Source organism: Corallococcus sp. AB038B, from assembly GCF_003668955.1.
Classification (GTDB): domain Bacteria; phylum Myxococcota; class Myxococcia; order Myxococcales; family Myxococcaceae; genus Corallococcus; species Corallococcus exiguus.
Map to the genome: position 1 here is coordinate 58,726 of NZ_RAWO01000011.1, position 16,538 is coordinate 75,263.

Annotated in this window: 15 protein-coding genes; 8 read left to right on the forward strand and 7 right to left on the reverse strand. The window is 69.9% G+C overall.

What is annotated here, in order from left to right; translation table 11 throughout:
* Window positions 1–716: 716 nt before the first annotated feature.
* The 3 genes from D7Y04_RS31980 to D7Y04_RS31990 are packed head-to-tail and all read right to left on the reverse strand — an operon-like array spanning window position 717 to window position 2,841.
* Window positions 717–2,273, reverse strand: coding sequence for a PepSY domain-containing protein (locus tag D7Y04_RS31980; protein ID WP_121761723.1), 1,557 nt, complete (start codon window positions 2,271–2,273; stop codon window positions 717–719).
* Window positions 2,270–2,557: a hypothetical protein gene (locus D7Y04_RS31985; protein ID WP_120595294.1), complete on the reverse strand. Its 288-nt coding sequence runs from the start codon at window positions 2,555–2,557 to the stop codon at window positions 2,270–2,272. The genes D7Y04_RS31980 and D7Y04_RS31985 overlap by 4 nt, the downstream gene beginning before the upstream one ends.
* Window positions 2,554–2,841, reverse strand: a complete 288-nt coding sequence (locus D7Y04_RS31990) for a hypothetical protein (RefSeq protein ID WP_120595295.1) — start codon at window positions 2,839–2,841, stop codon at window positions 2,554–2,556. Before D7Y04_RS31990 ends, D7Y04_RS31985 begins: the two co-directional genes overlap by 4 nt.
* Before the next feature lie 181 nt (window positions 2,842–3,022).
* On the opposite strand from D7Y04_RS31990, the gene D7Y04_RS31995 reads away from it, so the two are divergent.
* On the forward strand, window positions 3,023–3,397 hold the full coding sequence (locus tag D7Y04_RS31995) for a GFA family protein (RefSeq protein WP_120595296.1): 375 nt from the start codon (window positions 3,023–3,025) through the stop codon (window positions 3,395–3,397).
* A gap of 3 nt (window positions 3,398–3,400) precedes the next feature.
* On the opposite strand, the gene D7Y04_RS32000 is transcribed toward D7Y04_RS31995, so the two are convergent.
* On the reverse strand, window positions 3,401–4,273 hold the full coding sequence (locus D7Y04_RS32000) for an oxidoreductase (RefSeq protein WP_121761724.1): 873 nt from the start codon (window positions 4,271–4,273) through the stop codon (window positions 3,401–3,403).
* A gap of 97 nt (window positions 4,274–4,370) precedes the next feature.
* Between D7Y04_RS32000 and D7Y04_RS32005 the strand changes: the two genes are divergently transcribed.
* A complete protein-coding gene (locus D7Y04_RS32005) occupies window positions 4,371–4,958 on the forward strand; it encodes a TetR family transcriptional regulator (protein WP_120595298.1) in 588 nt (195 codons plus the stop codon).
* Window positions 4,959–4,983: 25 nt separating this feature from the next.
* Entirely contained in the window at window positions 4,984–5,448 is a 465-nt protein-coding gene (locus D7Y04_RS32010; protein WP_147454510.1) for a hypothetical protein, read from the forward strand.
* Window positions 5,449–5,871: 423 nt separating this feature from the next.
* Here the strand turns inward: D7Y04_RS32010 and D7Y04_RS32020 are convergent, their stop codons facing one another.
* Window positions 5,872–6,819 carry an AraC family transcriptional regulator gene (locus D7Y04_RS32020; protein WP_121761726.1) on the reverse strand — a complete coding sequence of 316 codons (948 nt, stop codon included), beginning with the start codon at window positions 6,817–6,819 and terminating at the stop codon, window positions 5,872–5,874.
* Window positions 6,820–6,913: 94 nt separating this feature from the next.
* On the opposite strand from D7Y04_RS32020, the gene D7Y04_RS32025 reads away from it, so the two are divergent.
* Together D7Y04_RS32025 and D7Y04_RS32030 are read left to right on the forward strand one after the other, a co-directional pair.
* Window positions 6,914–7,345 carry a nuclear transport factor 2 family protein gene (locus tag D7Y04_RS32025; RefSeq protein ID WP_121761727.1) on the forward strand — a complete coding sequence of 144 codons (432 nt, stop codon included), beginning with the start codon at window positions 6,914–6,916 and terminating at the stop codon, window positions 7,343–7,345.
* Window positions 7,342–8,190 carry an NmrA family NAD(P)-binding protein gene (locus D7Y04_RS32030; RefSeq protein WP_121761728.1) on the forward strand — a complete coding sequence of 283 codons (849 nt, stop codon included), beginning with the start codon at window positions 7,342–7,344 and terminating at the stop codon, window positions 8,188–8,190. The genes D7Y04_RS32025 and D7Y04_RS32030 overlap by 4 nt, the downstream gene beginning before the upstream one ends.
* Here D7Y04_RS32030 and D7Y04_RS32035 read toward each other — a convergent pair.
* The gene (locus D7Y04_RS32035; protein ID WP_121761729.1) at window positions 8,155–8,613 is read right to left on the reverse strand and encodes a hypothetical protein; all 459 of its coding nucleotides are present in this window, start codon (window positions 8,611–8,613) and stop codon (window positions 8,155–8,157) included. The two genes, D7Y04_RS32030 and D7Y04_RS32035, sit on opposite strands and share 36 nt — an antisense overlap.
* Before the next feature lie 86 nt (window positions 8,614–8,699).
* On the reverse strand, window positions 8,700–8,993 hold the full coding sequence (locus D7Y04_RS32040) for a hypothetical protein (RefSeq protein WP_121761730.1): 294 nt from the start codon (window positions 8,991–8,993) through the stop codon (window positions 8,700–8,702).
* Between the two features lie 136 nt (window positions 8,994–9,129).
* Between D7Y04_RS32040 and D7Y04_RS32045 the strand changes: the two genes are divergently transcribed.
* From D7Y04_RS32045 to D7Y04_RS32055, 3 genes are read left to right on the forward strand one after another with little or no spacing between them, the layout of a single operon-like run.
* A complete protein-coding gene (locus D7Y04_RS32045) occupies window positions 9,130–10,371 on the forward strand; it encodes an MdtA/MuxA family multidrug efflux RND transporter periplasmic adaptor subunit (protein WP_121761731.1) in 1,242 nt (413 codons plus the stop codon).
* Window positions 10,372–13,437 (forward strand): multidrug efflux RND transporter permease subunit, encoded by a 3,066-nt coding sequence (locus tag D7Y04_RS32050; protein WP_121761732.1) that lies wholly within the window; start codon window positions 10,372–10,374, stop codon window positions 13,435–13,437.
* Window positions 13,434–16,538, forward strand: a complete 3,105-nt coding sequence (locus D7Y04_RS32055) for a multidrug efflux RND transporter permease subunit (RefSeq protein ID WP_121761733.1) — start codon at window positions 13,434–13,436, stop codon at window positions 16,536–16,538. Before D7Y04_RS32050 ends, D7Y04_RS32055 begins: the two co-directional genes overlap by 4 nt.

Here is a 16,538-nt window from a genome sequence, read left to right on the forward strand (position 1 = left end):
TCCGGAAGCCTCACCGCCGGAAGGGCCTGAAACCATCACACACACCGCGAAATCCCTGGGGCCTTCGCCTGGCACGTCTCCGCCAGCGAGGGCCTCGGTCGTTCCCGGGCGCCGCGCCTCGAGACGCCGGAAGCGCCACGGTCACGCGTTGACGGGACTTCTCCCCCAGCGACAGGTCCGCGGACACAAAGGCTGTCCCCCTGGGTGAGAAGGTAAGAACCCCGCCGGTGCGCCCCGTCGGTGGCGCACCGAAAAAACCTGTCCGACTGTCGGACAAGTTTTGAAGCCCAGGGCCCGGGAGCTCCGCTCCGCCCGGGCAGCAGAAACCTGTCCGACTGTCCGACAAGTTTTGAAGTCCGTGGCCCAGTGAGCCCCGCTCCACCCGGGCAGCGAGAACCTGTCCGACTGTCCGACAAGTTTTGAAGCCCGTGGCCCAGTGGGCCCCGCTCCACCCGGGCAGCGAGAACCTGTCCGACTGTCGGACAAGTTTTGGAACGTCATGCCCAGGGTGGGCCCCGGCCCCCTCCTGGCAGCGGAAACCTGTCCGACTGTCCGACAAGTTTTGGAACCCCACGCCCAGGGAGGATCTCCGTCCCGGCCGATGCGCGGAAATCGGTCCGACTGTCCGACAGGTTTGGCGGACCGCGTCGGGCAGGGGGCGGACTGCATGGGAGTCCGGGGCCCAGCGCGTCTCGCGCGAATGTCAGCCCCTGTGATTACGCTTTGACGAGAGGCCCTTCGGGCGCGGCGCCACCGGACACGGGCTCCGCCGTCTTGCGCCTGCGCAGACCCCACGCGAGCCCGCCACAACCCAGCGCCATCGCGGCCAGGAACGCCTCCGCCATGAACACCGGAGGCAGACCGCGCGACAGCGCCGTGAACAGGTTCGCGTCCTGCGTCACCACGTCGCCCACCACCACCGCACCGAACAGCACCGCGGCCGCGGCGCTCAGCACGCTGCCCACCCGGCGCGACGACCCTCGTGGCACGAGCGCGATGATCACAGCGAGCCCCCACGCGCCCAGGAACAGGCCGAACTCCCAGTCGCCTCGCCGATCCAGGGCCCACGGCAGCACTCGGTTCGCGGCGCAGTACACCGCTGTGCCGAACGCGAGCCCCGCGGAGACGCCCACAGTCAGCCGCTCCAGCACGCGGTTGCCCCTATGCGTGCGCAGCGGGTCCCGGCGCTCCAGCCAGATGAGATTGCCGGTGACGAGCACCGCGCACATCGCCAGCGCGAGCAGCGCGTAGAGCGGCTTCATCAGCGCCTCCGCGAACCGTCCCGCGTGCAGGTCGAAGAGCAGCCGCTCGAAGGAGAAATTCGGCGTGCGGGACTCCACGCTCGACCCGAACGTCTCCCCGCTCACGCTGTCCACGTGCGCGAAGTGGTCCGGCCCCAGCGGGGACAACTGGAAGTACACGCCCGCCCAGCCGCGTGCATCGCCGTAGTCGTGAAGCTCCACGTAGCGGGGCGTGCCCTCCGCGCCCGGCACCGACGCGCGCGCCCGGTCCACCACCGTGTCCAGCGACAGCATGGGCGCGTCCTTCCCCGCCGCCTCCCTCACGGGCACGCTGTAGCCGCGCAGCTTCGTCACCCGGTCCGCCTGCCCCCGGTACACCGTGCTCCCGAAGCCCTGCGCCGCCAGCCCCGCCAGGCACAACACCGCCCCCGTCCACGCCAGCATCGCGGTGAACGGCAGCCCGAAGACGCCCAGCACCTTGTGCGCGTCCGACGCGGAGAAGCGCGGCTTCGCCGTGGGACGGAAGCGCCACCACTGCGCGCGCAGGTCCTTCAGGTGGATCCACAGACCGCTGACCAGCGCCACCAGCAGCGCCACCGACACCAGCCCCGTGAACTCCATCCCCCAGGGCACCCGGTAGAAGAAGTGCATCCAGTACAGCTCGCTCGCCAGCCTGCTGCGCTCCGGCAGCGCGGCGCCGGTGAGCGGGTCCAGCCACAGCACGCGCATCCCCGTGGGCTCGAAGAGGTACGCGGTGATGAACCGCGTCTCCTCGTGCGTGAGCATTCCCACGTGAGCGCCGCGCGGCAGCGGCCCCTGCTCGCGCACCCGCTCGAGCATCATGTCGAACGACGGCGGTGACTCCGAGGGCGGCGCGACGTGGAGCGCGGGCTCCTGCCACACCTCCAGTTCCTCGCGGAACATCGCGAAGACGCCACAGAAGAAGATGACGAACAGGAACAGGCTGGCGACGACGCCCGCCCACGCGTGCAAGTCGAACTGGATGCGGAACGTCCGGGGCGACAGCTTCATCGCGGCCCCCGCACGGCCAGCGCGACGGCCACCGGAACCACCACCGCCAGGCACACGCCCCACGCCACCCGGCCATTCCGAGCCAGCGGCAGCGCGCACGCGAATCCCACCCACACGGGCAGCACCACGTGGAAGCCCAGCGCGAAGGCCCACGGCCCCGACACCGGCAGGAACGCCATCACCGCCGCACCCACCGCGCACGCCGCGAGCGGAGCCCCCATCACCGTCGCCAGCGTCCGCGCGGCGGAGTGGTTCGCCGCATTGTTACCGCGACCCGCGCTCATCGGCCCACGCTCATCAGTGCCACCGGCACCAGTCCCGCCACACCACTCACCCACGCGAACGTGCGCGCCCGCGGAGGCCGGGGCGAGAGCACCAGCACCAGCGCCGAGGCCGCCGTCATCGCCAGCACCAGCAGCACCAGCAACCCCGCCACCCACCCGAAATCGCCCACGCAGCACCCCAGCGACGCGAGCCCCGGCACGGCCGCGAGCCACCGCGCACGGCCACCCACGCCCATCCACGACACCGCCGACACGCAGAAGCACAGCGCGGCGAGGCTCAACATCGCGTCCACCGCGCGACCCCGTCTCTTGGCTCGAAGTTGATAATGATTTGCATCCTCACGACTGCCCCCAGGCCTGTCAAGGCAGGCGGAAGGCACCCGTGCTCACGGTGCGAGCGTCGACGCACGAACACCGCGCACGCACCGCGCTTCCAGGAAATGCGGCGCTCCGGATGATGGCGGAATGAGCGAAGCCGCGACCTTGAAGGGAAGCTGTCACTGCGGTGCGACGCGGTTCGAAGTGACCGCGCACCCCAAGGATGTCACCCGCTGCAACTGCACGTTCTGCTCCAAGCGCGGCGTGCTCTGGGCCTACTACGAGCCCGAGCAGGTGACGTTCACGCGCCGCGAGAACGTGGCCACCTACGCGCGCAACGAGCCCGTGGCGCACCACCATTGCCAGCAGTGCGGCTGCGGCACGTGGACGGACACGCCCGTCTGGGAGGACAACGCGCCCGTGCCCGGCAGGTTCAAGGTGGGCCTCAACGCGCGCCTGTTCGACGACTTCAACCTGGACGCGGTGCGCGTGAAGTTCGTGGACGGCCGCAACCTCTGGTAGCCGTCAGAAGCGCGGGGCCGGGGCGCGGGCCTCCGGGAAGTCGGTGGACACGGAGAGGTCCTTCCACTTCTGGTCCTCGGCCTTGAGCGCGTCCAGCTTCTGCTGGGACAGCTCGAACGCGTCGCTGCCCAGCACCAGGTGCAGCGGCGGTGACTCCATCGCGGAAACCTGGAGCAGCACCTGCGCCGCGCGGTCCGGGTCCCCCGCCTCCTTGCCCGTTCGCGAACGCATGTGCTGGGCCACCACGCCCACCGTGGGCGCGTACTCCGGCCGGAACTCCGGGATGGTCATGGACGCTCCCGCCCAATCCGTGCGGAAGCCGCCCGGCTCCAGCACCGTCACCTTCACGCCGAAGGACGCGGTCTCCTTGGCCAGGACCTCGGAGAGGCCTCCCACTGCCCACTTCGCGGCCTGGTACGCGCCCAGCCCCGGCGTGGACAGGCGGCCTCCCACGGACGACACCTGGATGATGTGCCCGGAGCGCTGCTCGCGGAGCACCGGCAGCGCGGCCCTCGTGACGTTCAGGACGCCGAAGAGGTTGGTGTCGAGCTGCGAGCGGAAGTCCTCGTCCGTCACCTGCTCGATGGGCGCGAGGCTGCCGTAGCCCGCGTTGTTCACCACCACGTCCAGGCGGCCGAACGCCTCCACTGCGGTCTGCACGGCGGCCCTCGCCTGCTCGGGGTTCGTCACGTCCAGCGCCACCGCGCGGACCCGGTCCCCGTAACGCTCCACCAGGGAAGCCAGCTGCTCCGGCTTGCGCGCCGTGGCCACCAGCCGGTGCCCCGCCGCCAGCACGGCCTCCGCGAAGCTGCGTCCCAGGCCTCGGGAGGAACCAGTGATGAGCCAGACACGGGACGTCTCAGGGGTCGCACTCATGGCAGGAAATCCTTTCAACTAACCAGTTGGTTACATGGATATATTGGCCCTCCTGACAGGGTGCAACCCGGAATGGGCTGAGGCATGGTGGGCGGGCATGGCTGGAGACGCTCAGAAGACCCGGCAGCGCCTGTTGGAGGCGGCCGCGGCGGAGTTCTCGGAGAAGGGCATCGCGGGCGCGCGCGTGGACCGCATTGCGGCGGCGGCCGGCTGCAACAAGGCGCTCATCTATTCGTACTTCGGCAGCAAGGAGCAGCTGTTCGACGCGGTCTTCGAAGCGCACGTGGCGGAGGTGGCGCGCGAGACGCCCATCGACGCGGCGGACCTGCCCGCCTACGCGGGGCGGCTGTTCGACGGCTTCCAGGCCCGGCCGCAGGTGCTGCGCCTGGCCACCTGGTACGAGTTGGAGCACGGCCCCACCGTGGACATCCCGGAGCCTGTCGCGCGCAGCAACCAGCACAAGGCGGCCGCCATCGCGAAGGCCCAGAAGGAGGGGCTGGTGTCGAAGCACTTCGCCGCGGACGAGCTGCTGGCGCTGGTGCTGGCGCTGTCCAAGACGTGGGCCTTCCCCTTGTCGTACTGCGCCACGGCCACCCCGCCCACGCCCACGGAGCTCCGCCGGCGGCGCCGCTCCGTAGTGGAGGCGGTCCGGCTGCTGGTGTCGCCCGTCAGTCCCACCTCATGAACCACGTCAGGGCGCGGGCTTGAACATGAACTTCCGCCTTCCCTCGAACGGTGGCTACAACGTGCTGGAAGGGAAGGTCCGCCGGGCCGTGTCCCTGGACTCGGAGCCCTGCCTGCTGCTCGAGCTGCGAAGCACCGGCACCTGCTTCCGCAGGGACAATCATGACTTCATGGAGGTCGTGGAGGACTTCGACCTCCGGCTGCCACAGGTCGTGGTGCTCCGCTCCCACTTCGACACGCTGCTGCGGGCACTCCGGCAATGGCAGGTCACCCAGGAGCCGTTCAGCCTGGACCTGGACCATGGACGGGACGTCACCTGCACCGTCGAGGTCCGTGCCCACTCCGATGCGGCCAGCGACCGGTGGAAGCCGGACTTCACCCTCGTCTACGCGGGCCCGAAGGCGCGCATCGAGGTCAGCTTCAGCGTGGACGCTTCGTGCCTGCTGGAGTGGACCGAGGGCCTGGAGCAGGCCGTGGCCATTCCTCACTGAGGGCCGCCGGACGACGCGTCGTTCAGGGGCTGTCAGTACACCACGCCAGGCGCTGTGCTGACGTGCTGCGACACATTGCTCGCATATTGAGACTCATCGCGAAGCGGTGTTAGCCTCGCAATGACTCTCAACCCGGAGGACAGATGCGCGGAATTATTTCAGCGTTGATGTTTGGGCTGCTCGTTGGCTGTGGTGGCGCCATGCAGCCTGCGGCCGTGGATGACACGGCGAGCCAGACGGCGCCCGACGTCACCTCCTCGGTATTGCTCGAGTGCGAGGAGTTGGATGGCATGTCCTGTCCCTCTGCTGGGGCCAACCCGCGTCAGTGTATCCGCCCCGGGGGTGTGGGCCATGCCTTCTGCTATTGCGACGGGGAAGGGTACGACTACTGGCGCTGCTATTACTGAAACCGGGACCCGCGGCTCACGCTGAAGTCTGACGCGTGGCCGCACGCCGATACGCTCCGGGCCCCACGCCCCAGCGGCGCTTGAAGGCCTTGCTGAAGGCAGGCGCGCTTTCGTAGCCAGCGCGCTCAGCGATGGTGTCCAGGCTGTCGTTGGATTCATGCAGCCAACGCGCGGCGCGGATCATCCGCCATTGGGCCAGGTAGTGCAGCGGTGTCTCCCCCACCAGCGAGTGGAAGCGCGCGGCGAACCCGGAGCGCGACACGCCCACGGACCGAGCCAGCCGCTCCACCGTCCATGGGGTGCCGGGCTGTTCGTGCATCAGCGCGAGCGCGTTCCCGATGGCGGGGTCGGCCAGCGCCTTCCACCCCGCCTGCTTCGTTCCCCCAAGTGACGTCTGGGCCCGCAGCGCGTGGACGAGCAGCACGTCCGCCAGCCGGCCCAGCACCAGCGCGCTGCCCGGCCCCGGCAGGGCGGTCTCCGCGGTGATGAGCTGCACGCTCGCGGCGAGAGAGGGCGTCCCCTGCCCCTCCTGCGTGGACAGGCGGATGACGGAGGGAAAGGCCCGCAGCAGCGGATGCGCGGGGTCCACTCCGAACTGGAAGCAGCCGGTGATCAGCGTGGTGAGCGGCCCGGTTCCCCCCAGCCGCGTGGCCGGTGGACGGAGCATCTGCGATGGGACGAAGTCGCTCGCGACGGGGTTGCGGCGGCCGCCGTCATCCAGCACGTGCGCGGGCGCGCGGGGCAGCAGCACCACGTCTCCGGCGGACAGGAACACCGGCTTCGCCGTGCCCTCCACCTGGAGGCGCAGGCTTCCGCGTGCCACCACGTAGAAAGAGGCGTTGGCCTTGCGGGGCATGCGCACCGCCCAGGGCGCCCCCAGCTCGAAGCGGCCGAAGAGCAGCGTCTTGAACCGCAGCGTCTCCAGCACGTCGGAGACCACGTCGGTCTTTCCGTCCGGAGGCATTGGACTCGAAGACAGTTCTTTTGGACGCAGTGACATGGAGCGTCCATAACGGGCGCCCTATTCCTGGTCCATCACCTCTTGCTGGAGGCCGCACATGGACCGCACTTCCCCTGACCTGGCTCGGCTGATGGACGCGCACCTCGCGCTCATCGCCACGGACGTCGAGCGCTGGCTGACGCTCTTCGCGGACGACGCCGTCGTCGAGTTCCCCTATGCCCCCTCGCTCGGCGGGCCCGCACGGCTGGAGGGCATCGAAGCCATCCGCGCCTACTTCGCACCCATCACGAAGCACTTCCAGGGACTCACCTTCACGAACGTCCAGCGCTACCCGAGCATGGAGCCCACGACAGGCTGGATGGAGGTACACGGCTCCGCGACGCTGCAGCCCGGGAACATCCCCTACGAACAGGACTACGTGATGCGGATGCAGGTGCGCGACGGCCGCATCGTGCACTACCGCGAGTACTGGAACCCGCTGGCCGCGCCCCGCGGCACCTTCGAGTCCTTCGCGAAGGAGCAGGCATGACGCGCATCCTCGTCATCGGAGCCGCCGGCAACACGGGCCGCCCCATCGCGCAGGGCCTCACGGCGGAGGGCTTCACGGTGCGCACCGCCACGCGCGACACCCGGCTGCCCGTCACCGCCGCCGAACACGTGCGCTTCGACTGGGCGGATCCGTCCACGCACGGGCCCGCGCTGGAGGGCGTGGACCGCATGTATGTGCTGGCCCCCGCGTTGGTGGAAGACCCGTCCGTCCTCATGGTTCCCGTCCTGGAACGGGCGCTGGCTGGCGGCGTGCGGCGGGTCGTCCTGCTTTCCGCGTCCGTCGTTCCGGAGGAGGGCCCGGGACTGGGGAAGGTGCACCACTTCCTGCGCGGGCACGTGCCCGAGTGGAGCGTGCTCCAGCCGTCATGGTTCATGCAGAACTTCATCAGCCCCGTCCATCATCACCACGCCAACCTCCGCCGAGACGGCAGGCTGGTGACGGCCACGGGCCAGGGACGGGTGGGCTTCGTGGACGCGGAGGACATCGCGGCGGTGGGGATCCGCGCGCTCGCGGACGCGAAGTCGCACGACACCGCGCATGTCATCACCGGCCCCCAGGCGCTGAGCTACGACGACCTCGCGGCCATCCTGTCCCGGGTGTCGGGCCGCTCCATCCGGCACGTGCACGCGGCGCCCGACGAGGCACAGCGGCACCTTCAGGACTCCGGCATGCCGGAAGCCTACGCGCGCTTCCTCACGATGCTCGACACGCTCATCCGCGACGGGGCGGAGGACCGCGTGACGGACACAGTACAGCGGGTCACGGGCCGTGCTCCGCGCGACTTCGAATCATTCGCCCGGGCCCACCTGGACGTCTGGCGTTGAGTTCGCGTCCGGGCCCAGGGCGCTCATGCCCATGACGCCGATGACGATGAGCGCCGTCAGCGCGATGACGGCGCCGAGGATCATCATCGGCAGCTTCACCCAGAAGGGCGTGCGGTCCCACGGGCGTCCCGTCAGGAGGCCGGTGAGGCCCGCGATGAAGTAAGCGGTGCCCAGGAAGAACGTGGGGAGCGTCAGGAGCTGGGACAAGACACTGTTGCCGCCCACGCCCAACCAGACCAGGCCCGCCATGATGGCGGCGCCCAGCAGCACCAGGCCCGTGCCCTTCGCCAGGAGGCCCAGCGCGCGGCGCCGGACGGCACCGGGCGTGAGCGACGCCTGGTTGCCTCCCGCCTCGGCGGACAGCCGCTGCACGCCCTCCAGCGCGAGCTGCCCTTCGAGGCCGGGCTTCGTCTCGGAACTCATGGCCCGGGAGTCTACGGGTTTCCCGTCGCCGTCCGCCATCGCGTTGGGGCGCCGCCGCCCGGATGACGGACGGCGGCGCGGACGGCTCAGGTGCAGTACTTCGGATAGTGGGTGTTCGGCAGGAAGACCATGACCTGCCCACCGTTGCAGCCGCACCAGTTGGACGTGCAGTGCGAATCATTGCTGCACGCAGTCCAGTTGGCACACGGCTTCGGATACGCGGAGCTCGGCAGACACACGCGGGTCGTGCCACCGTTGCAGCCACAGCGGTTGGAGTCGCAGTCCATGTCACCGCTGCACGACGCCCAGTTGGGCTGCAGCTGCGACTGCACACTGCCCACTTCCGCTTCAGACGTCGTCTCCTCCGGCGCCATGTCCATGCCGCCCTCGCGGTGATGTCCGTTGGAGGGCAGCGCCCCTCCCTTCGGGCGGCTTGAGGACCCGCGTGTCCGGACACACGTTGGGGGGCCCCGAACCGCCGACTCCTCCACGGTGGGTGCCCTGGCGGTTCTTCGCATGCCCACGCCCCCTCCTCCCCATCACCGGCGTCCTCGCTGGGGGTGGCTGCTGCTCGCGGGGATCCTCGTGCTGTCCACCATCGTCGCGCGGCGGCTCGAGCATTCCCGGGGCTCCGGCCATACGGCCGCTGACGGCGGCGCGGGTGCACAGGGCCATGGGGCACGGGGCCCCCAGTCCGTGGTCACGGCACGAGCGGGGACGCGGGATGTCCCCGTGTTCCTCACCGGCCTGGGCGCGGTGACGCCTACCGCCTCCGTCGCCGTGCACTCCCGGGTGGACGGTCAATTGATGCGCGTGGCCTTCCAGGAGGGCCAGCACGTCAAGGAAGGCGACCTGCTGGCTGAAATAGACCCGCGCCCCTTCCTCAGCCAGTTGGAACAGGTCCGGGGACAACTCGCCCGCGACGAGGCCGTGCTGGAGAACGCCCGCGTCGACCTGCGCCGCTACACCGCGCTGCTGGAGCAGGACTCCGTCGCCCGGCAGACGCTGGACACCCAGCAGGCCCTGGTGCGCCAGTACCAGGGCATCGTGAAGGCGGACCGCGGCGCCGTCGCCACCGCCGAGCTCAACCTGGCCTATACGCGCATCACGTCCCCGGTGGCCGGCCGCGTCGGTCTGCGGCTCGTGGACCCCGGCAACATCATCCACGCCGCGGATGCGACCGGGCTCGTCGTCGTCAACACCCTGCAACCCATCACGATGATCTTCTCCGTGCCCGAGGACCGCGTGCCGGAGGTCCTGGAGAAGCTCGACGCGCGCCAGCCCCTGGTGGTCCAGGCGTTCGACCGCACCCGGCAGCGACTGCTCGACACCGGCACGCTGCTCACGGTGGACAACCAGGTGGACCCCAACACCGGCACCGTCCGGCTCAAGGCCACCTTCCCCAACCGCGAGTCGCGGCTGTTCCCCCAGCAGTTCGTCAACGCGCGGCTGCGGCTCGACCTCCTGCGCGGCGCCACCGTCGTGCCCACCGCCTCGCTCCAGCACGGCGTCCAGGGCACCTTCGTCTACGTCGCCCAGGCGAACGACACCGTCGCCGTGCGCACCGTGATGACCGGCCCGGCGGACGGCGAGGACACCGTCGTCAGCCAGGGCCTGAGCCCAGGCGAAGAGGTGGTCGTGGAGGGCGCGGATCAACTCACCCACGGCGCCTCCATCCGGCGGCACGCGGCCACGCGGGGGCCTCCCGCACCGGGCGTGGGCGGCAGCGGCACGGGCACCCGGGACGGCGGGCGCTGAATGTCCGAGCCCTTCATCCTGCGGCCCGTCGCCACGTCGCTGCTGATGCTGGCCCTGCTGCTGGCGGGGGTGCTGTCGTACCGGCTGCTGCCCGTCTCCGCGCTGCCGGAGGTGAACTACCCCACCATCCAGGTCCTCACCTTCCAGCCCGGCGCGAGCCCGGAGGTGATGGCTTCCGGTGTCACCGCACCGCTGGAGCGGCAGTTCGGGCAGATGCCCGGCCTCAACCAGATGACGTCGTCCAGCTCCAACGGCGCGTCCGTCATCACACTCCAGTTCACGCTCCAGATGAGCCTGGACATCGCGGAGCAGCAGGTCCAGGCCGCCATCAACGCCGCGGCGAACCTGCTGCCCTCGGACCTGCCGAACCCCCCCATCTACAACAAGGTCAACCCGGCGGACACGCCGGTCATCACCCTGGCCCTCACCTCCGACACCGTGCCGCTGACGCGGGTGGAGGACCTGGCCGACACGCGGCTGGCGCAGAAGCTGTCACAGCTTCCCGGCGTGGGGCTCGTGAGCATCAGCGGTGGCCAGCGCCCCGCCGTCCGCATCCAGGCGAACGGCCCCGCGCTCGCCGCGCACGGGCTGACACTGGAGGACGTGCGCACCGCCGTCGCCGCCGCCAACGTCAACCTCCCCAAGGGCAGCTTCGACGGGCCCCGCCAGGCGTACACGCTCAACGCGAATGATCAGCGCCTGTCCAGCGGCGACTACGCCCCGCTCATCATCGCGTACCGGGACGGCGCACCCTTGCGCCTGTCCGATGTGGCCCACGTCTTCGACGGCGCGGAGAACGTCCGGCAGGCCGCGTGGGCCGGCACCACGCCCGCCGTCATCCTCAACGTGCAACGCCAGCCGGGGGCCAACGTCATCGCCGTCGTGGACAGCGTGCGCAAGCTGCTGCCCCAGCTCCAGGCCACCCTGCCCGCGCAGGTGAAGGTCACCGTCCTGAGCGACCGCACCACCACCATCCGCGCCTCCGTGAGCGACGTGCAGCGCGACCTGATGTTCTCCATCGCGCTGGTGGTGGGCGTCATCTTCGTGTTCCTGCGCAACGCCCCCGCCACCTTCATCCCCAGCGTCGCCGTGCCCCTGTCGCTCGTGGGCACCTTCGCGGCCATGTCGCTCCTGGGCTTCTCCCTCAACAACCTCACCCTGATGGCGCTCACCATCGCCACCGGCTTCGTCGTGGACGACGCCATCGTGATGATTGAAAACATCAGCCGCTACATCGAAGGCGGCACGCGCCCCCTGGACGCGGCGCTGAAGGGCTCCAAGCAGATTGGCTTCACCATCCTGTCGCTGACGGTGTCGCTCATCGCCGTGCTCATCCCCCTGCTCTTCATGGGGGACGTGGTGGGACGGCTGTTCCGCGAGTTCGCCATCACACTCGCGGTGACCATCCTCCTGTCCGCCGTCGTGTCGCTGACGCTCACCCCCATGCTGTGCTCGCGGCTGCTGCGCCGCCACCCGACGGAAGAGGACAGCCGCTTCGAGCGCGTCGTGGGCGGCGCCTTCCGCGGGCTGGTCCAGCGCTACGACACCGCGCTCACCTGGGTGCTCCGCCATCGCGCGCTCACGCTCCTGATGGCGGCGGCCACCCTGGCGCTCACCGCGCTGTTGCTCGTCACCATCCCCAAGGGCTTCTTCCCCGTGCAGGACACCGGCGTCCTCCAGGGCATCTCCCAGGCGCCGCCGTCCATCTCCTTCCCCGCCATGGCCGAGCGCCAGCAGGCCCTTGCCCGCGCCGTGCTGGAGGACCCCGCCGTGGAGGGCCTGTCGTCCTTCATCGGCGTGGACGGCACCAACCTCACGCAGAACAGCGGCCGGATGCTCATCACCCTCAAGCCGCTCGCGCAGAGGGACGCCTCCGCCACGGAGGTCATCCGCCGGCTCCAGGCCGCGCTGGCGGACGTGCCGGGCATCTCCCTGTCGCTGTCACCCGTGCAGGACCTGACGCTGGACAGCCGCGTGAGCCGCACGCAGTACCAATACAGCCTGAGCTCTCCCGACGACGCGGAACTGGACACCTGGACGGGGCGGCTGGTGGATCACCTGCGCACGCGTCCGGAGCTGACGGACGTCGCCAACGACCTCCAGAACGGCGGCCTGCGGCTGGACGTCACCCTGGACCGGGACACCGCCTCGCGGCTGGGCATCACGCCCCAGGACATCGACGACGCGCTCTATGACGCCTTCGGCCAGCGCCAGGTGTCCACCATCTTCACCCAGCTCAACCAGTACCGCGTGGTGCTGGAGGTGACCCCGGCGCTCCAGCGCGTGGACACCGCCCTGGACAACCTCTACCTGCGCTCCTCGGCGGGAGGCCCGGTGCCGCTGGGCACGCTCGCCACCGTGAGCCGGAGCCAGGGCCCGCTCACCATCAACCGGCAGGGCCAGTTCCCCGTCGCCATCGTCTCCTTCAACCCCGCCCCGGACGTGTCGCTGTCCCAGGCGGTGGCCGCCTTCGACGGCGTGCGCGACCGGCTCCGGATTCCGGCCTCCGTCCAGACGGCCTTCGAGGGCACCGCGCGCACGTTCCAGGACTCGCTCGCCCACGAGGGCTTCCTGGTCATCGCGGCGGTGGTGGTCGTCTACATCGTGCTGGGCGTCCTGTACGAATCGTACATCCACCCGCTCACCATCCTGTCCACGCTGCCGTCCGCGTGCCTGGGCGCGCTGCTCGCGCTGCGGCTGTGCGGGATGGAGCTGGGGATGATCGCCCTCATCGGCATCATCCTGCTCATCGGCATCGTGATGAAGAACGCCATCATGATGATCGACTTCGCGCTGGAGGCCGAGCGCGTGGAGAAGAAGCCCGCGCTCGACGCCATCCACGAGGCGTGCCTGTTGCGCTTCCGGCCCATCCTGATGACGACCATGGCCTCCATGCTGGGCGCCGTGCCGCTCGCGCTGGGCGGCGGCATCGGCTCGGAGCTGCGCCAGCCGCTGGGCATCGCCATCATCGGCGGGCTCATGGTCAGCCAGCTCCTGACCCTGTTCACCACGCCCGTCATCTACCTGGGCTTCGACTCCCTGGCGCACCGGCGGCGGCGGTCATGAACCCGTCCGCGCTCTTCATCCGGCGCCCTGTCGCCACGTCCCTGCTGGCGGTGGGGCTGGCGCTCTTGGGAGCGCTCGCGTTCAAGCTGCTGCCCGTGGCGCCGCTGCCGCAGGTGGAGTTCCCCACCATCAGCGTGCAGGCGCAGCTTCCGGGCGCCAGCCCCCAGACGATGGCCGCCTCCGTCGCGACGCCGCTGGAGCGGCAGCTGGGCCGCATCGCGGGCATCACGCAGATGACGTCGTCCAGCAACCTGGGCTCCACCAGCATCGTCGTGCAGTTCGACCTGTCGAGGAACATCGACGGGGCCGCGCGCGACGTCCAGGCCGCCATCAACGCCGCCCGGAGCAACCTGCCCGCCAACCTGCCCAACAACCCCACCTACCGGAAGGTGAACCCCGCGGACGCGCCCATCATGCTCCTGGCGCTGACGTCCGAGCACAAGGGGCGCGGGCAGCTCTACGACGTCGCGTCCACCGTCCTCCAGCAGAAGGTCTCCCAGGTGAAGGGCGTGGGCCAGGTCTTCGTGGGCGGCGGCGCGCTGCCCGCCGTGCGCGCGGAGGTGAACCCCACCGCGCTGAACAAGTATGGCCTGGGGTTGGAGGCCGTCCGCACCGCGCTGGGCGCGCAGAACGCCAACCGCCCCAAGGGCCAGCTGGAGGACGGCCCCCTCGCGTACACCCTCACCGCCACGGACCAACTGCTGCGCGCGGAGCAGTACCGCCCGCTCATCATTTCCTATTCGAACGGCGCGCCGGTGCGGCTCCAGGACGTGGCCCGGGTAACGGATGACGACGTGGAGGACGTGCACAGCCTGGGGCTCGCCAATGGCAGACAGGCCGTCATCCTGGTCATCTTCAAACAGCCCGGGGCGAACGTCATCGACACCGTGGACGCGCTCCGGGAACGGCTTCCGGCGTTCCAGGCCACGCTCCCGGCGGACGTGGACCTCACGGTGATGATGGACCGCACCACCACCATCCGCGCCTCGCTGCGAGACGTGGAGGTGACGCTGCTCACGTCCATTGTCCTGGTCATCCTGGTGGTGTTCGCCTTCCTGGGCAACGCGCGCGCCACGCTCATCCCCAGCGTCGCCGTGCCGCTGTCACTCCTGGGCACTTTCGCGGTGATGGTGCTCCTGGGCTTCAGCCTGGACAACCTGTCCATGATGGCGCTGACCATCTCCACCGGCTTCGTGGTGGATGACGCCATCGTCGTCCTGGAGGACATCGAGCGGCACATCGAGGACGGCCTCTCCCCGCTGGAGGCGGCGCTGCGCGGCGCGCGCGAGGTCGGCTTCACCGTGCTGTCGATGAGCCTCTCCCTCATCGCCGTGTTCATCCCGCTGCTCTTGATGCAGGGCATCGTGGGGCGGCTGTTCCGCGAGTTCGCCATCACGCTGTCAGTGGCCATCCTCATGTCGCTGGTCGTGTCGCTGACGGTGACGCCGGTCATGTGCTCGCGGCTCCTGCGCGCCCGGAAGCCGGGGCGGGCTCGCGCCTCGTTCCAGCCCTTCGAACGCCTGCGCCGGGGCTACGCGCGCAGCCTCGCGTGGACGCTGGAGCATCCGGGGCTCCTGCTCCTGCTCACCTTCGCCGCGGTCGCGCTCAGCGCGTACCTGTTCGTCGTGGTGCCCAAGGGCTTCTTCCCGCAGCAGGACACCGGCCGGCTCAGCGCCAGCATCCAGGCGGAGCAGGACATCTCCTTCGCTGCCATGCGCGAGAAGTTCACCGCCTACGTGAAGCTCATCGGGCAAGACCCGGCCGTGCAGGCGGTGGCGGGCTCCGTGGGCGGTGGCGGGCCGGGCGGTGGCTCCTCGAACGCGGGCACGCTCTACATCACGCTCAAGCCCCTGGAGGAGCGCAAGCTCAGCGCCGACGCCGTCATCGGGCGGCTGCGGGGGAAACTCCAGGCCGTGCCCGGCGCGACCGTGTACCTCCAGTCCGCGCAGGACCTGGTCATCGGCGGGCGGCTGGGCAACGCGCAGTACCAGTACACCCTGTCCGCGGACTCACTGACCGAACTCGACCAGTGGGCGCCCCGCGTGCTGGAGCGCTTGAAGCAGGTGCCCGGCCTGATGGACGTCAACAGCGACCAGCGCAGCCACGGCCTGGAGACGAACGTGGTGGTGGACCACGACACGGCGGCGCGCTTCGGGCTCACGGCGGCGCAAATCGACGACGTGCTCTACGACGCCTTCGGCCAGCGCCAGGTGTCCACGATGTACACCGGGCGCAACCAGTACCACGTGGTGATGGTGGTGCAGACGCCCTTCTGGCAGCGGCCGGAGAGCCTGAACGACATCTACGTGACGGGCGCCTCCGGGGCACAGGTGCCGCTGGCCGCGTTCGCGAGCTTCGCGCCCGCGAGCACGCTCCTGTCCGTCAACCACCAGGGCCAGTTCCCCTCCGCCACGATGTCCTTCAACCTGAAGCCGGGGACGTCCCTGGGCTCGGTGGTGACGGAGATTGAAGCCGCCGTGCGCGGCCTGGGCCTGCCCGCGGACATCCGGGGCGACTTCAGCGGCGCGGCCCAGGCGTTCCAGGCGTCGCTCGCCACGGAGCCGATGCTCATCGCCGCCGCGCTGTTCGCCGTCTACATCGTGCTGGGCATCCTCTACGAGAGCCTCATCCACCCGCTGACCATCCTGTCCACGCTTCCGTCGGCGGGGGTCGGCGCGCTGCTCGCGCTGCTGCTGTTCCGGCTGGACCTGTCCATCATCGCGCTCATCGGCATCATCCTGCTCATCGGCATCGTGAAGAAGAACGCCATCATGATGATCGACTTCGCGCTGGTGACGGAGCGCGAGGAGCAGCTCGGTTCAAAGGAGGCCATCTTCCGCGCCGCGCAGCTGCGCCTGCGCCCCATCCTGATGACGACGATGGCGGCGCTCCTGGGAGCACTGCCCCTGGCACTGGGCACGGGCGTGGGCTCCGAGCTTCGCAAGCCCCTGGGCATCGCCATCGCCGGAGGGCTGTGCGTGAGCCAGCTGCTCACGCTCTACACCACCCCGGTCATCTACATGACCCTGGACCGCCTGGGCCGGCGGGTGCGCCAGTGGCGGAAGCACCGCTTCGCGCCAGGCCGTCCCGAGGGCGCCTGA

Bases quoted from the DNA above. Each gene is read 5' to 3' on its own strand.
- D7Y04_RS31980 (WP_121761723.1), bottom strand. From the start codon at position 2,273: ATGAAGCTGTCGCCCCGGACGTTCCGCATCCAGTTCGACTTGCACGCG.
- D7Y04_RS31985 (WP_120595294.1), bottom strand. From the start codon at position 2,557: ATGAGCGCGGGTCGCGGTAACAATGCGGCGAACCACTCCGCCGCGCGG.
- D7Y04_RS31990 (WP_120595295.1), bottom strand. From the start codon at position 2,841: ATGTTGAGCCTCGCCGCGCTGTGCTTCTGCGTGTCGGCGGTGTCGTGG.
- D7Y04_RS31995 (WP_120595296.1), top strand. From the start codon at position 3,023: ATGAGCGAAGCCGCGACCTTGAAGGGAAGCTGTCACTGCGGTGCGACG.
- D7Y04_RS32000 (WP_121761724.1), bottom strand. From the start codon at position 4,273: ATGAGTGCGACCCCTGAGACGTCCCGTGTCTGGCTCATCACTGGTTCC.
- D7Y04_RS32005 (WP_120595298.1), top strand. From the start codon at position 4,371: ATGGCTGGAGACGCTCAGAAGACCCGGCAGCGCCTGTTGGAGGCGGCC.
- D7Y04_RS32010 (WP_147454510.1), top strand. From the start codon at position 4,984: ATGAACTTCCGCCTTCCCTCGAACGGTGGCTACAACGTGCTGGAAGGG.
- D7Y04_RS32020 (WP_121761726.1), bottom strand. From the start codon at position 6,819: ATGCCTCCGGACGGAAAGACCGACGTGGTCTCCGACGTGCTGGAGACG.
- D7Y04_RS32025 (WP_121761727.1), top strand. From the start codon at position 6,914: ATGGACCGCACTTCCCCTGACCTGGCTCGGCTGATGGACGCGCACCTC.
- D7Y04_RS32030 (WP_121761728.1), top strand. From the start codon at position 7,342: ATGACGCGCATCCTCGTCATCGGAGCCGCCGGCAACACGGGCCGCCCC.
- D7Y04_RS32035 (WP_121761729.1), bottom strand. From the start codon at position 8,613: ATGAGTTCCGAGACGAAGCCCGGCCTCGAAGGGCAGCTCGCGCTGGAG.
- D7Y04_RS32040 (WP_121761730.1), bottom strand. From the start codon at position 8,993: ATGGACATGGCGCCGGAGGAGACGACGTCTGAAGCGGAAGTGGGCAGT.
- D7Y04_RS32045 (WP_121761731.1), top strand. From the start codon at position 9,130: ATGCCCACGCCCCCTCCTCCCCATCACCGGCGTCCTCGCTGGGGGTGG.
- D7Y04_RS32050 (WP_121761732.1), top strand. From the start codon at position 10,372: ATGTCCGAGCCCTTCATCCTGCGGCCCGTCGCCACGTCGCTGCTGATG.
- D7Y04_RS32055 (WP_121761733.1), top strand. From the start codon at position 13,434: ATGAACCCGTCCGCGCTCTTCATCCGGCGCCCTGTCGCCACGTCCCTG.